Annotated in this window: 11 protein-coding genes; 7 read left to right on the plus strand and 4 right to left on the minus strand. The window is 39.1% G+C overall.

Translation table 11 applies throughout. From position 1 onward, the window contains the following. Positions 1–3: 3 nt before the first annotated feature. The 5 genes from HNP77_RS08215 (at position 4) to HNP77_RS08235 (ending at position 7,775) form a co-directional block, all read left to right on the plus strand. On the plus strand, positions 4–2,046 hold the full coding sequence (locus tag HNP77_RS08215) for a heavy metal translocating P-type ATPase (RefSeq protein ID WP_184652684.1): 2,043 nt from the start codon (positions 4–6) through the stop codon (positions 2,044–2,046). A 17-nt stretch (positions 2,047–2,063) separates the two neighbouring features. Continuing rightward, entirely contained in the window at positions 2,064–2,690 is a 627-nt protein-coding gene (pth, locus tag HNP77_RS08220) for an aminoacyl-tRNA hydrolase (protein ID WP_184652685.1), read from the plus strand. 109 nt (positions 2,691–2,799) lie between these two features. Next, entirely contained in the window at positions 2,800–4,995 is a 2,196-nt protein-coding gene (locus HNP77_RS08225) for a methyl-accepting chemotaxis protein (protein ID WP_184652686.1), read from the plus strand. 146 nt (positions 4,996–5,141) lie between these two features. Then, complete coding sequence (locus HNP77_RS08230) at positions 5,142–7,229, plus strand: glutamine synthetase III family protein (RefSeq protein ID WP_184652687.1); 2,088 nt, start codon at positions 5,142–5,144, stop codon at positions 7,227–7,229. 15 nt (positions 7,230–7,244) lie between these two features. Further along, on the plus strand, positions 7,245–7,775 hold the full coding sequence (locus HNP77_RS08235; RefSeq protein ID WP_184652688.1) for a hypothetical protein: 531 nt from the start codon (positions 7,245–7,247) through the stop codon (positions 7,773–7,775). On the opposite strand, the gene HNP77_RS08240 is transcribed toward HNP77_RS08235, so the two are convergent. Next, complete coding sequence (locus HNP77_RS08240; RefSeq protein ID WP_184652689.1) at positions 7,772–8,251, minus strand: hypothetical protein; 480 nt, start codon at positions 8,249–8,251, stop codon at positions 7,772–7,774. The genes HNP77_RS08235 and HNP77_RS08240 overlap by 4 nt on opposite strands. A 72-nt stretch (positions 8,252–8,323) precedes the next feature. On the opposite strand from HNP77_RS08240, the gene HNP77_RS08245 reads away from it, so the two are divergent. Together HNP77_RS08245 and HNP77_RS08250 are read left to right on the plus strand one after the other, a co-directional pair. Continuing rightward, positions 8,324–9,055 (plus strand): hypothetical protein, encoded by a 732-nt coding sequence (locus HNP77_RS08245; protein WP_184652690.1) that lies wholly within the window; start codon positions 8,324–8,326, stop codon positions 9,053–9,055. Next, positions 9,056–10,015 (plus strand): AEC family transporter, encoded by a 960-nt coding sequence (locus tag HNP77_RS08250; protein WP_184652691.1) that lies wholly within the window; start codon positions 9,056–9,058, stop codon positions 10,013–10,015. A gap of 91 nt (positions 10,016–10,106) precedes the next feature. Here HNP77_RS08250 and HNP77_RS08255 read toward each other — a convergent pair whose 3' ends face one another. The 3 genes from HNP77_RS08255 to HNP77_RS08265 are packed head-to-tail and all read right to left on the minus strand — an operon-like array spanning position 10,107 to position 14,525. Beyond that, positions 10,107–10,880 (minus strand): acyl-[acyl-carrier-protein] thioesterase, encoded by a 774-nt coding sequence (locus HNP77_RS08255; RefSeq protein WP_184652692.1) that lies wholly within the window; start codon positions 10,878–10,880, stop codon positions 10,107–10,109. 19 nt (positions 10,881–10,899) lie between these two features. After that, a complete protein-coding gene (locus HNP77_RS08260) occupies positions 10,900–12,669 on the minus strand; it encodes an ABC transporter ATP-binding protein (protein WP_184652693.1) in 1,770 nt (589 codons plus the stop codon). A gap of 2 nt (positions 12,670–12,671) precedes the next feature. Further along, positions 12,672–14,525, minus strand: a complete 1,854-nt coding sequence (locus tag HNP77_RS08265; protein WP_184652694.1) for an ABC transporter ATP-binding protein — start codon at positions 14,523–14,525, stop codon at positions 12,672–12,674. Positions 14,526–14,586 lie beyond the last annotated feature (61 nt).

The following is a 14,586-nucleotide window of genomic DNA, read 5'->3' on the forward strand; positions in this document are numbered from 1 at the left end:
TTTATGAAGAAAATAGAATGCTGTAAGATAGACGAGATTGAGCGTGAACATTCCGGTCATGAGCATCATCATGAACATAATCATGAGCATCATCACTGCTGCTGTCATGACGACTGCTGTGCGGATGATGAAGGAGCAGAAGAGGATGAGGAAGAAGAAGGATCATTAAAAAAAATAATTATTGCTGCTGTATTTTTTCTTGCTGCCGTACTTCTTGAAAAACTTCCTTTCTTTTCTGGTCAGGGCATGTATGTACGCGGTGCGTTTCTTGCATGTTATTTTGCAGCCTATATGCTGACAGGATTTTCTGTATTGAAGGAAGCTGTCTTAAGTATTATTCACGGTGAATGGTTTGGAGAAGAATTCCTTATGTCTGTTGCAGCAATCGGTGCTGTATTCATGGGGGAATATTCAGAAGGTGTTGCCGTAATGATTCTGTTTCAGTTCGGCGAATATCTTGAGGATAAGGCGGTTGATCATTCAAAGCATTCTATTTCTGAACTTGTAAAGATAAGGTCTGACAGTGCAAACATAAAAAAAGATGGGCAGATTGTTAATGTCCCTGCAGAGGAAGTTGCAGCCGGTGACATTATTGTAGTTAAGCCTGGAGAAAGAATTCCTCTTGACGGAAAAGTTGTTTCAGGAAAAACAATGGTTGATACTTCAGCCCTTACTGGAGAAAGCGTTCCCCGTGAAGTTATGGAAGGCGAAACTGTACTTGCAGGTTTTATGAATGTAAACGGAGTTATTGAAGTTTCTGTAGAAAAAGAGTTTTCTGAAAGTTCTGTCAGCAGAATCTTAAAGATGGTCAGAAATGCTCAGTCAAAGAAAGCCCGTACTGAAAAATTTATCCGCAAGTTTGCAAAGATTTATACTCCCCTGGTATGTATTACGGCAGTTGCAATTGCAGTAATACCGCCGCTTGTTTCAGGTGGAAGCACGCTTGTATGGCATACCTGGATTTATCGTGCACTGGAACTTCTTGTAGTTTCTTGTCCGTGTGCCCTTGTGATTTCAATTCCTTTAAGTTTCTTCAGCGGAATTGGTCTTGCTTCCAGAAACGGTATTCTTATCAAGGGTTCAAATTATATAGAAATGCTCAGCCGTGCCGGTACTGTAGTATTTGATAAAACCGGAACCCTTACCAAAGGTGTTTTTGAAGTAACTAAAATTAATGTAGCTTCCGGAGCAGATATTACGGAAGAGGAGCTTGTAAAAATTGCGGCTCATGCAGAGTATTATTCAGAACATCCGATTTCCCGTTCATTAAAAAAAATACACAGCTGTCCTGACTGTCTTAAACTGAATGTGAAGGATGCGGAAGAAATCAGCGGTCACGGAATAAAATGTAAGCTTGACGGAAAGCAGATTCTTGCAGGCAACAGGCGCCTTATGGAAATTGAAGGCGTTCAGGGAATTGAAAATGCAGCTTCTGATGGAGGAACTGTAATTTATGTTGCACAAGATAAAAAATTTCTTGGCAGTATAATCATCAGTGATGTGTTAAAGGAAGATGCGGCTTCTGCCATAGCAGAACTTTATGGAAATAAAGTTTCTAAGACGGTTATGCTTACGGGAGATACAAAAGAAGCTGCGGAACTGTGTGCGGAAAAGACAGGGATCACTCAGGTGTTCAGCCAGCTCTTGCCGGACGGAAAACTTGAAGTAATGGAGAAACTTATTTCTGAAAAGAAAAAGAATGAAAGCGTAATTTTTGTTGGAGACGGAATAAATGATGCACCTGTTTTAAGCCGCAGTGACGCGGGTATTGCAATGGGTGCAATGGGAAGTGATTCTGCAATAGAAGCTGCAGATGTAGTTATAATGAATGACAGTGTTTCTGCCGTAAGTAAGGCCATAAAAATTTCACGCGTTACGATGAAGAATGTGCGGCAGAATACTTTCTTTTCTTTAGCTGCAAAAACTGCTATTATTGTTCTGTGTGCAGTCGGATTGGGAAACATGTGGCTGGCAGTTTTTGGTGATGTCGGTGTTACCATGCTGGCAGTTCTTAATTCAATCCGCGTGCTTAGAAAATCTGTTTAATTCTCAGAAGGTATATTATGATTCAGCTGGTTGCATTTTTAGGAAATTATGGAAAGGAATATGAAAACACCCGTCACAATACGGCATGGCTGTTTGAAAAATCACTTCCCTTTTCTTCTTCCTTAAGTTATCAGAATAAATTTAAGGCAGAATTTGCAGCGGCTGATTATGAAGATATCGTCAGAAAACTGAACGGGGGAGAGTTAAAGGCTCTTCCTGAAAATGCCCCTAAAAAAATTTATTTCATGAAGCCTCTTACTTACATGAATCTCAGCGGAGATGCAGTGGGAGAGGCTGCACGTTTTTATAAAATACCGGCATCTGACATTCTTGTCGTACATGATGAAATTGAACTTCCTCCGGGAACTTTGAGCCTTAAATGGAGCGGCGGTCTGGGAGGACACAACGGTTTAAGGTCGATAAAATCCGTGTTTGGAACTCCAGATTTCTGGAGACTCCGCCTTGGTGTAGGAAAGCCTTCTGACGGTAATGTTGCGGAATATGTTCTTGGAAATTTTTCTCAGGATGAACAGATAACACTTTCTCAGGTTTTTGTAAAATGTACGGAACTGTTTAATAAAATTCTTACAGCAAAAGACATGGAGAACCTTCTTAAAAGCTGGTCAAAGGTAAAAATAGGCTGAATTTTCTCTAAATTTCACTGCGGTTTATATTTTTTTCTCTTTTATTGTTATTAAATGGATTTTAAACGTATCTGTGTTAAAATTATAATGAGAAATAAGAGAGGTATAAATGAAGAATATTCTTACAAAATCTATAAGCCGCCAGCTGGCACTTTCTATCGGAACTGTACTTTTTGTTTTACTTGTTTTATGTGCTGTGCTGATTTCTACCACTGTAAATAAAGCTTTTGACAAAGTTTCAGAAAATTATCTTAATACAACGGCAGAGCGTTACGGTGAAAGTACAGAAAAAATCCTTACCATGGAATTTAATGTTGCAAGAACCCTTCAGGCAGCCCTGGAAAAATTTGAAGACATTCCGGAAAGACAACGCCGTGATTATATTAACAGTCTTTTAAAGCATACTCTTGAACTTCATCCTTCTCTCGTTGATGCATACTGTGCATGGCTTCCTGGAAAACTGGACAGCCTTGATGCAGAATATGCAAATTATGATGATACTTATGATGAAACAGGCCGCCTTCTTCCTTACTGGACTAATGACGGTTCAAAAATAGATTGCTGTGTTCTTACTGAATATGAAGGAAGCTTCTGGTATGAAGAACCGATGAAAGCTAATCGCGGTATTTTGATTCAGCCGAATCCTTATGAAGTTGGAGGAAAGCTTATCTGGGTATGCGGTGTTGCATTCCCGATACATGATTCCAGGGGTTCAGTTGTAGGTATGCTGGGGGTAGATATGTCTCTTGATGCCCTCTCTGCAATTCTTAAAGAAGCAAGTATTTATGATTCAGGATATCTTTCTCTGATTGCACATACAGGTCTTATTGCCGTTACAAAAGATAAGGCTCAGGAAGGTCAGCTCAGTACTGATTTTTCTTCAGGAAAAACTGCTTCAATGTTTAAGAATTCAATAAACACAAAAAAGAATTTTTCATTCGTTCAGAACATTGGAGGTGAAGAGTATATTACATACTATAATCCCCTTTCTGTTGAAGGCGCCGAAGAAACCTGGTTCCTTGGTGTAAATGTTCCTTCTGATGAAGTTTATGCTGACGGAAGGCGTATTCTTAATACACTTATCCTTATTTTTATCTTTACACTTGTGGTTGTAATTGGATTAAGTTACTTCATAATCCGTAGAGTTGTTAAGGAAATGAATAAGGGTGTTGCTGCAATGAAGAATATTGCCCAGGGAGACGGTGACCTTACTGTCCGCATGGAAGTTAAGAATGAAAATGAACTCGGGCAGATGTATACGTATTTTAATCAGACTATGGAAAAACTTCAGGATTCAATCAGTCAGGTTAAAGACGTCAATCAGACTATGCAGGAGCACGGTCTTTCTCTTGCAGACAATATGAATGATACTGCAGCATCTGCAAACCAGATTACTGCAAACATAGAAAGCGTTAACCGTCAGGTGCAGCAGCAGGGTAAGAATGTCCGCGAAGCTACTGAATCAATGGCCAGTGTAAACAAGGCAGTTCAGTCACTTGTAGAAGATATTCAGAGCCAGAGTTCCTGTGTCGTTGAATCTTCTTCTGCTATCGAAGAAATGGTTGCCAACATTAAGTCTGTTACCGGCATCCTTCAGAAAAACGGTGATACCATTAAGCTTCTGGAATCATCTTCTGAAAACGGAAGACAGAGTATTGACGGAACGGTTCTTGTTACTCAGAAAATCAAGCAGCAGTCTGAAACCCTTCTTGAAGCAAGTACGGTTATTCAGAATATTGCGGAACAGACAAACCTTCTTGCCATGAATGCAGCAATTGAAGCAGCTCATGCCGGTGAGTCAGGAAAGGGCTTCTCTGTAGTTGCAGATGAAATCAGAAAACTTGCAGAAGATTCAAATCAGCAGGGTAAGGCTATCACCACAAACCTTACTGAAGTTCTTTCAAGCATTAATGAAGTTGCAGATTCAACAGGAGCTTTGCAGGAAATATTCTCTAGGATTTACAGTCTTACTCAGCAGGTTGCCCAGCAGGAACTTACGATTATGAATGCAATGCAGGAACAGTCTGAAGGCGGAACCCAGGTTCTTTCTGCAATCAAGCAGATTAATGATGTTACCGTTAATGTTCGTGCCGGAAGTGATTCCATGCAGAGGGAAAATTCTGCCATTAATGAAAAGATGGAGCATTTGTCCCGTCTTACCGATGAGATTACTTCAAGCATGGAAGAAATGTCCCTTGGAATAGAAACTATTAATAAGTCTATCAACAGTGTAAATGACCTTACCAGAAAGAATACGGAAAATATTGAAACTTTAGGTAAGGCGGTTGATAAGTTTAAGGTCTGACAGTCCGAAAGAAAGTGCAGCCCTTGCTTGACCTTTGGAATTGAATAAGATAGAGTAGGGGCATCATCAAAGGCGATGTACAAATTCTTTTTTCTTCATACGGAGAAGGAGTCTGTACATCGCTTTTTTATTTTTGGAGGAAATAAATGGTAAACGTACCTGAGCTTTTCGGAAGCATGGTTTTTAATCAGAGTGTCATGAAACAGCGTCTGCCTAAAGAAACTTTTAAGCTTCTGAAGAAGACACTTGATGACGGAGCACCCCTTGAACTTGATGTAGCAAATGTTGTTGCTCATGCAATGAAGGAATGGGCTATTGAAAACGGCGCTACTCACTATGCTCACTGGTTTCAGCCTCTCACAGGAATTACTGCAGAGAAACATGATTCGTTTATCAATCCTCAGGATGACGGTACTGTAATAATGTCTTTCAGCGGAAAGGAACTTGTAAAAGGTGAACCTGATGCTTCTTCTTTTCCTTCCGGCGGACACCGTGCTACTTTTGAAGCCCGCGGTTATACAGTATGGGATCCTACTTCCTATCCTTTCATTAAGGAACACACACTCTGTATTCCTACAGCTTTCTGTTCCTATACGGGTGAAGCCCTTGATAAGAAAACTCCTCTTCTCCGTTCCATGGAAGCACTGGATACTCAGGCAAAAAGAATCCTTAAACTGTTCGGAAAAAATGTAAGCCATGTTGCAACAACAGTTGGTGCAGAACAGGAATACTTTATTGTTGACCATGAATTATGGACACAGAGAAAAGATCTCCGCATGACCGGCCGTACTCTTTTTGGTGCAAAGCCTTCAAAAGGTCAGGAAATGGATGACCAGTATTTTGCTGCCCTTAATCCGCGCATTGTTAAATATATGGAAGACCTTAACGAAACTTTGTGGAAGTACGGTATTCTTTCTAAGACGGAGCATAATGAAGCTGCTCCTGCCCAGCATGAAATGGCTCCTATTTTCAATACGACGAATCTTGCCGTTGACCAGAATCAGCTTACTATGGAAGTAATGAAAAAGGTTGCAAAGCGTCACGGACTTGAGTGTCTTCTTCATGAAAAACCGTTTGCCGGCGTTAACGGAAGCGGAAAGCATAACAACTGGTCCATGTCTACAAATGAAGGAGAGAATCTTCTTGAACCTGGAAAAACTCCGGAAAGTAATGCACAGTTCCTTCTGTTCCTTACGGCAATACTTAAGTCTGTAGACGAAAACCAGGATCTTCTGCGTATTTCTGTTGCCAGTGCCGGAAATGATCATCGTCTTGGTGCTAATGAGGCTCCTCCTGCAATTATTTCTGTTTATCTTGGTGATGAACTTTATAAAGTACTGTCTTCTATTGTGGAAGGAAAAACTTACGCAAATGATAAAAGTTCAAAAATGACTATCGGTGTAGATGTTCTTCCTCCTATTCCAAGGGATTCAACTGACAGAAACAGAACTTCACCGTTTGCATTTACCGGTAACAAATTTGAATTCCGTTCCTGCGGTTCGGCTCTTTCTATAGCCGGTCCGAATACAGCCTTGAATTCAATTGTTGCTGATGCGTTAAAAACATTTGCAGATGAACTTGAAAAGGCTTCTGATTTTGAAGCTGCCCTTAATGCCCTTATTGAAAGGGAAGTTAAAGCTCACTGGAGAATTGTATTTAACGGCAACGGTTATGATGAGTCATGGAAGGCAGAAGCTGCAAAACGCGGTCTTATGGAACTGAAAACTCTTCCGGATGCAATGGCACATTATCTTGATCCTAAAAACATCAGGCTTTATACAGAAATGGAAGTCTATACAAAAGAAGAAATGGAAAGCCATTACGAGATTAAGCTTGAAAAATATGCACAGGTTCTCAATATAGAAGTAAATACGATGCTTGAGATGATTTCTAAGGATATTCTTCCGGCTGCATATAAATATATCGATGCAGTTTCAAAAACAGTAATTGATCTTAAGGCTGTCGTTCCCGGAGCAAGGGCAGGAGCTCAGGTTGCGCTTCTGACAAAGCTTGACGGACTTACTACTGAACTTGCTGCAAAGGCTGATGATCTTTCAAAGAGACATCTTTCTGCAAAATCTGCAGGCGATGCAATGAGTATTGCAAGGGCTTATGTTGATTCTGTAATTCCTGCAATGACTGAAGCTCGTGCTGTGGCTGATGAGATAGAACCTCTTATTGGAGAAGAGTATAAGCCTTTCCCTTGTTATGAGGACCTTCTGTTCAGAATATAATTGTGGAAGTGATTTATGGCAAAAGATATTATTGAAGCAATGGAAAAATTCACTAAAAAGATGGATTCCTTTAAGCATGCAGAAAATAAATCTTTTGCCGTGAATGAATCTTCTGAAAAAAAACTTCAGGAGAAAATCAATCTCTCTGAACAGGAACGTGTCAGTGCTATAAAAAAGGAATATGAAAATTTTAAGAATCCTTTAAGCCGTGAAATTGAAACTGATGAAAATGCACTGCTGAAAGCTTTTGAAATTTTTATGTCTCTGACTGAACTTAAAAAGAATTCTGACGGAGAAGGTGCTTCTTTAAGAAGTTTTGAAATTGACTGCAGTATCTGCCGAAAATCTGAATACACAAGACCAGCCTGTTCTAAATTTATTTTTTTACAGAGCTGGTTTTATTTTGAAAAGAAAGTAACGGAATATATACCTGTAATCTGCCGAAGCGATAAAGGCCATTATTTTATAGATTTTCTGTCTGCGGATGAAAACAGGTTTTATTCAAGAGAAAAAGAAATCTGGCAGACTGTAGCTTCTTTATATTAAAAGCGTTTTCCTAAAATAGTAAAACTATTGTAATCAAAGTTTTCTACTGAGCCGATAAAAACAGCTCCCTTGCTTTTTATTCCGAGGATCTCTCCTTTTTTTACATAAATGACAAAGTTGTGGAATGTAGAGTTTTTTACAGGAACGGCAATTACAAGTTTGAATAAAGTTTCGTTTACAGGTGTGATTTCAAGAATTGCGGCTTCCTCAGAATCTGCAGGAATTGAAAAATAAGTTTTTGATGAGGAATTCATCAGGGACATTGTCTGGGTTGTAGAAAAAGTAAAGTTCTGCTGGTCGTCTTCCGGAGTTTCTGTTTTTTTTGAACTGCGGTTTTGAACTGGAGAAGCAGGAACTGTAACAGTAACAGAAGGCTGCTGTCCGTTTTCTTTTTGAACTGCAGTATCGGCTGCGGTTTGAGAAAAGAGCAAGCCTGTTATGGAAAATAAAATTACCGTTAGAATCAGTTTTTTCATGTAAAACTCCTTGTTTATCGTTATAATAAAGGGAACCTGAAAAAATTGCAATTTTTAACATGGGAGATTAAAATGAAAAAAATATTTGCTGCATTAGTGTATGCTGTGTTTGCATTCAGTGCCCTGTCTGCACAGAATTCAAATGCAGTTTCAGATTCTGCTCCTTCAATGGCTGTGCCGGAAGCTGAAACTGCCGTAAAAAAAGAAAGCCTTATTTCTCTTATGAACTGTACTCATGGAGAAGTTTTAAAAAAGTTTGGAGCACCGGATTACATCAAAAAAACAAGCGGGCAGACCCTTTCATTCATTCAGGGAACGACAGTTTATTCTGATGATTATGTAAAGGACTGTGTTGAGTTTGTTTATGATGACAAAAAAATAAACATACTTTTTGATGACCAGGGAAGGTTTTTAAGGCTTTTCAACAAGTATTACTATAACAGGGAAGGAAGTATAATCGGTACGGAAGGAGTACTTCGCGTAACAGGAATTACATTTTATTCAGGATGCTCTGAAGATTATGAACTTCCTTACGGTCTTGAGTTTACTGATAAACTTGCAGATGTTTTTGAGAAACTCGGTAATCCCCTTAAGTACACGCCTCAGCTTGTAACTTATGAATTTTCAGTTGATGATATAAAGTCAAGCCAGCGCTCTCAGGATATAAAAATTGCTACAGAAAATTATCCGTATTTTACTGTAAACAAAATTTATGATTCAGTAGAAATTGGCTTTGAGGAAAATAAAATTGTATCTGTAAAAGTTACCCGCTATCGCACTTATAACATGCACTCGGAGAATTAAATGTACCTTCTTGTAATCAGACAGCTTGCCATAATGCTTGCTATTGCAGTCTGCGGCTATGGTGTTACTAAGGCTTTTAAATTTGGAAAAACGGAACAGCAGTATGTGAGCAAAACTCTGCTTTATTTTATAAATCCCTGCCTTATTCTTGGAAATTTCAACCGGGATTTTAATGCAGGAGAACTTAAAGGTTTTGCAACTGTTCTTGTATATGCATTTATCATACATATCCTCATGATTGCAGTTGCCCTTATTTTTGCCAGAAGCAGAACGGAAGAAGGAAAGGAACTGGACTGCATAGACAGAATAGCAGTTGTCTTTACAAACTGCGGCTTTATTGGAATTCCTCTCATTCAGGGAGTTTTTCCCGGTAAACCTATGGCTGTGTTTTATTTAATTGCCTTTCTTACAGTTTTTAATATCTGCCTCTGGACGTTCGGGTATTTTATTGTCTGCGGAAAGATTAATCTGAAAAAAATTATTACTAATCCAAATATAATAGCGATTGCTGCGGGATTTCTTATTTTTATTGCTCCCTTTAAGCTGCCTTCTGTTCTTGCAAACGGTAAGAGCGGAGTCATTGATTTTATTGCTTCGATGAATACAGCTACTTCCATGATTCTGCTTGGAATGCTTTTTGCAAATTATACAAAGCCGGCTGCTCAGAAAATATTCGGTCGTGTCGTAAAACTGTGCATTCTCCGTTATGTCGTTACCGGCGTCATAATGTTTGCCCTTACCCTTGCAGTGCTTAAGTTTGCTTCCGGTGTCCATGATGTTCACATGATGTGTTACGTCGCTTATATTGCAGCTTTGTGTCCTGTAGGTATGAGCGTTTCAAGTTTTGCAGTTGTGTTTAACAAAGATGAATCTTATTCGGCACTGCTTGTTCTTACGACAAGTGCTTTGTGCGTGCTGACGCTGCCGGCATCGGTTTTTTTACTGGAACGGTTTGTTTAAAATAGCTGCCGGTACGTAAATGGATACCGGCAGTTGTTTTATTGAGGGGGTAGTACAAATCCTCAAAACGTCGACGTATATATATCAGCTTTTAAAAATAGAATTCACATTCAAAAGAAGATACCGGTTTTTCTCCGTTATTCAGAAATCCTGCTACAGTAAGTTTTTCTGAATCAGAAAGGTCGGCCTTGATTTCCAGATTCTGATCGTAAAGTGCTTCCTGGGAATAATTTATTCTCAGAGCCTTTAATTTTTTTTCTTTGAATTCATCAGGAATTGCATCAAAGGCAAAAGCTCCGTAGCGGGCATTGTTTGTGTGTCCGTTTGCATCAAGATCACTGTAACGGATTTTTCTGTCTTCCAGATGAGTCATGTTTTCCGGAAGAGAGATTTTTTCAGGCTTAAGGCAGTCATGTTCCGTAACGGTATCCAGAGGTTCCCGCATTGTAAATTTTTTTATCGGAAGGAGCCGCCGGTTGTTCAGATCAACCAGAAGCCAGGTGCTTAATCCTGTTACAAGTTTTTCGTTTGATTTTGAGTCTTTTATTTCGTAAGCACGGATGAACTGGAAAGGTTCGCTTTTTTCTTCCCATGTGCTTACAGTAATGAATTCATTTTCAACCGGAATACGGTGAATATTGAAACTGTTGCGTGAAACAAGAATTGCATAGCCTGCGGCTGTAAGTGTGTCCCGGCTCATATTGCGCTGGTTAAAATCTTCTACTGCAATATCGGAAGTCAGTTTGAGAAGTTCGTGAACGCTTAAGTTTTTGTTCCTGTCACACTGGCTGAATGATACCATGGTTTCAACATTGAACTTAAAGGTTCCTTCTTCGTGCCATTGTCTGTAAGTAATAGTTTCCATTTTTTTTTATTCCCCTTTATTAGTTTTCTGTTAAATGATAATACAATCCTTTCTTTTTCATAAGTTCTTCATGATTTCCTTCTTCTGCAATTGTCTTGTTTGCAATGTAAAGAATTCTGTCAGAATTTTTAATTGTAGAAAGTCTGTGTGCTACAATAAAGGCGGTTTTGTCTTTTAAGATAACATCCAGTGCCTTTTGAATGAGAAGTTCTGTTTCTGTATCAATGGAACTTGTTGCTTCATCCAGAATTATTACAGAAGGATTTTTCAGAATTATGCGGGTAAAGCTGAGCAGCTGTTTTTCTCCGGCAGAAAGTCCTGAGCCTCTTTCTTCAAGAGGGTGGTTGTATCCGTCAGAAAATCTTTTTATAAACGTATCAGCATGAATTTTTTCTGCAGCTTCAATGCATTCTTTATCTGAAGCATCAGGTTTTCCGTAACGTATGTTTTCGAGAATGGTTCCCTTAAAAATAAAAGGATCCTGCATGAGTACACCGATTTCATGTCTTAGGGAATTCAGTTTGACGTCTTTTATATCATATCCGTCTATGGTCAGACTGCCTTTTTCAATGTCGTAAAACCGTGTAAGCATGTTAATGACGGTTGTTTTGCCTGCTCCTGTCGGTCCTACAAGGGCAATGGTTTCTCCCGGATTTACGTGCAGGTTAAAGTGTTCAAGAACAGGAACGCCTTCTTCGTATGAAAAGGTAACGTCATTGAAATCAACTTTTCCTTTGATGTTTTTAAGGGTTACTGCATCTTCCTTATCTTTTATTGATACAGGAAAATCGATGGTATCAAATACCTGTTCAAGATTGCTTGTTACCTGCGCAAGATTCTGAATTACCATGGCAATCTGAGTAAGTGGAGTTGAGAACAGTCCCATGTAACCTGTAAAAGCAATTACAGTTCCTGCATCGATGGAGCCGTTACCGAAAAGCATAGATGCAAGGCTTGCTGCAAAAAGCGAAAGGGTTCCTAGGTTCCAGAAAATTTCTGTGACCGGAGTATTAAGTTCTGCAACGGCAACAATGTGTTCCCACTGAACATAACATTTTGTATGAATGTCCTTTAATGTATTCAGGCTTGCTTCGTCCTGATTGCAGTTTTTGATTATTTTCTCTCCCATCAGGGATTCAACAAGAAAGGCACTTCTGTTTGAGTTCTTGAACCGGAGTTTTGTAAACATAGGTTTTAGTGCTTTTCGTAAAAAAAGTACGCCGGCCATCATTGGAATAGCCGATGCAAGTACAATGAGTGCCAGTTGCCAGCTGATGCTGAACATGAATACAAGAGAAACTATGATCATTGCAAAATAAATTAAGAACTGAAGGACAAAATTAGAAAAGAAGTTTGCCAGTTCATTGATATAATCCGTTACCCTTACAACAATTTTTCCGTCCGGCCGTGAATCAAAATACTCAAAGGAAAGATGCTGCAGGTGTGTAAAAATATCCCGGCGTATGTTTGCGATGACTGAATGTCCCATGCGTCCCATGAGTATCTGCTGAAAATAATTAAAGACAATGGTTATGCCGGCCAGAAGTGTCATGGACGAAAGAAGCAGTATAAGTTCCCGTATGTTTTTTGAAGCCACCGTATGGTTTACAATCTGTTTCAGGATAATCGGTGGAATCATAAAAAATATTGAGCCTGCCGTCATAAGTATACATACTGTTATGAAAATTTTTTTGAAGGGAAGTATGTAGCTTAGGGTTCTTGCAAACTGCTTTAAATCAATTTTAGTTTTTAGTTCTTCATCCTGAAAGTATGTGTTTTTCTTTGCCATTTTTATTTTTCTCCTTCAGGCTGTGAGCGCTCTGCCAGTGAGTCAAAATCTACGAATGAACTGTGCTGCATTTCCTGTATCTTCCATACTCCTGCGAAGTGTCCGTTGAGTTTTATAAGTTCATCAAAGGTGCCCCGTTCTGCAATGTTTCCGTCTTTCATGTAAATAATTTCATCGCAGTCTTTTATTGAAGAAAGTCTGTGGGCAGAAATAAGAATTGTCTTTTCCGGATAGAATTTCTTAACGTCGGCAAGAAGTTTTTTTTCTGTTTCAACATCCAGTGCACTTGTAGAGTCATCAAAAATAAGAACCGGTGAATTTTTCATGAGGGCGCGGGCAATGGAAAGCCGCTGTTTCTGTCCGCCGGAAAGTCCTATTCCTCTTTCTCCTACAATGGTTTCGTAACCTTCAGGGAGCCTGCTTATAAAATCATGAGCCTGTGCATGACGGGAAGCAGTTATTATCTGTTCGTCAGTTCCGTGCTCGGCATAGGCAATGTTTGACTTTATTGTGTTGCTGAACAGGAAAGCTTCCTGAAAAACATAGGAGAACATTGAGCGTAATTCTTTAAGGGAATATTCACGGGAGTCTTTTTCGTTAATGAATATTTTACCCCCTGAAAGTTCATAGTTTCTTACAAGAACTTCCAGCATCATGCTTTTTCCTGAACCGGTTGCACCTGTAATTCCGATTTTCTTTCCGTATGGAATCTGAAGGTTCAGTTTATCAAGAACTTTTTTGCCGGAAAGAGTCAGGCTTGCATTTTCATATCTTATGGAAGGCATTTTGTTTTTTTCATCAGTAATGCCTGCGTCTGTATCCTGAACTTTGGACTGAGTATTCATGAAGTTGAGCATTTTAAGTCCGCTTACAACCTGCTGCTGCATCTGGAAAAAGTTGTTGTTTATCTGGGTTACATAGTTCATTATTTTCATTACATACTGTGAGCAGGCAACAAGAAAACCTATTTTAAAGTGTCCTGTAAGAACAAGAACGGAACTTACGGCAATGGTACCGATGTAGGCTGCCTGTTTTATGGAACTGAATACTGCTTCAAATTTTGCACTGAGGGCAATCTGATCAAGATGGGCTTTTTTTAATTTTTCATTTGCATCAGAAAATTTTTCTTCCTCAAGATTTTCATTTGTAAAGGCACGGACAAGACGGACTGCTTCAATGTTTTCCTGAACGGTAAGGGTCATGTTTGAGTTGCAGTTACGTATTTCCTTATATCTTTCCCTGGACAGTTTTTTAAAGCGCCTCAGTTCAATCATAAAGACAGGAGTAAGAAGCAGTGGAACCAGCAGGAGCCATGGACTCATTCCTGCAAGAATTACGATACTTAAAATCATTGCAAAGGAACTGTCGATGATCGTCGGTATCATTTTGCAGAAAAGATCTTTGTACATTATTGTATCTGAGTTTATGGTCTGCAGAAGTTCACCAGAATTGAAGTTGCTTAAGGTAAGGGAATCGAGAGTCATTAATTTTGCGTAAGTTTTATAGCGCAGGGTCGTCTCAAGTTTAAGTCCGATTACCTGATTAATCAGTTTTTTTAAGTATACGAGAATTATCCTTATAAGAAGAAGTCCGATGTAAAAAAATGCAAGGTGCCAGAAAAGCCTGAAACTGTGAACAGGATATTTTTCTGTCTGAAGGAGGAATGAAAATATGCTCGTATTTCCATCTGTGTTTGAGCAGATTACATAATCAATGAACATTTCAAAAAGCAGAGGTAAGAATAAATCTGCGACTGTTGCAGCAAATCCCATAAGCTGGGTCAGGATTGCAGCCGGAATGCATTTTTTATAGTAATGCAGACCGAATCTAAAAGTTGAGTTTTTTGCGTTGCTCATAAGTTTTGATTTTAGTGAGTTATGAAATAAAAAAAAAGTTGACAAGTGTAAAATTCGGTTT

Origin of the sequence: Treponema rectale (genome assembly GCF_014202035.1) — a bacterium.
Taxonomy (GTDB): Bacteria; Spirochaetota; Spirochaetia; order Treponematales; family Treponemataceae; genus Treponema_D; species Treponema_D rectale.

Excerpts from the sequence above, each read along its gene's own strand:
- HNP77_RS08215 (WP_184652684.1), top strand. The coding sequence starts at position 4 with ATGAAGAAAATAGAATGCTGTAAGATAGACGAGATTGAGCGTGAACAT.
- pth (WP_184652685.1), top strand. The coding sequence starts at position 2,064 with ATGATTCAGCTGGTTGCATTTTTAGGAAATTATGGAAAGGAATATGAA.
- HNP77_RS08225 (WP_184652686.1), top strand. The coding sequence starts at position 2,800 with ATGAAGAATATTCTTACAAAATCTATAAGCCGCCAGCTGGCACTTTCT.
- HNP77_RS08230 (WP_184652687.1), top strand. The coding sequence starts at position 5,142 with ATGGTAAACGTACCTGAGCTTTTCGGAAGCATGGTTTTTAATCAGAGT.
- HNP77_RS08235 (WP_184652688.1), top strand. The coding sequence starts at position 7,245 with ATGGCAAAAGATATTATTGAAGCAATGGAAAAATTCACTAAAAAGATG.
- HNP77_RS08240 (WP_184652689.1), bottom strand. The coding sequence starts at position 8,251 with ATGAAAAAACTGATTCTAACGGTAATTTTATTTTCCATAACAGGCTTG.
- HNP77_RS08245 (WP_184652690.1), top strand. The coding sequence starts at position 8,324 with ATGAAAAAAATATTTGCTGCATTAGTGTATGCTGTGTTTGCATTCAGT.
- HNP77_RS08250 (WP_184652691.1), top strand. The coding sequence starts at position 9,056 with ATGTACCTTCTTGTAATCAGACAGCTTGCCATAATGCTTGCTATTGCA.
- HNP77_RS08255 (WP_184652692.1), bottom strand. The coding sequence starts at position 10,880 with ATGGAAACTATTACTTACAGACAATGGCACGAAGAAGGAACCTTTAAG.
- HNP77_RS08260 (WP_184652693.1), bottom strand. The coding sequence starts at position 12,669 with ATGGCAAAGAAAAACACATACTTTCAGGATGAAGAACTAAAAACTAAA.
- HNP77_RS08265 (WP_184652694.1), bottom strand. The coding sequence starts at position 14,525 with ATGAGCAACGCAAAAAACTCAACTTTTAGATTCGGTCTGCATTACTAT.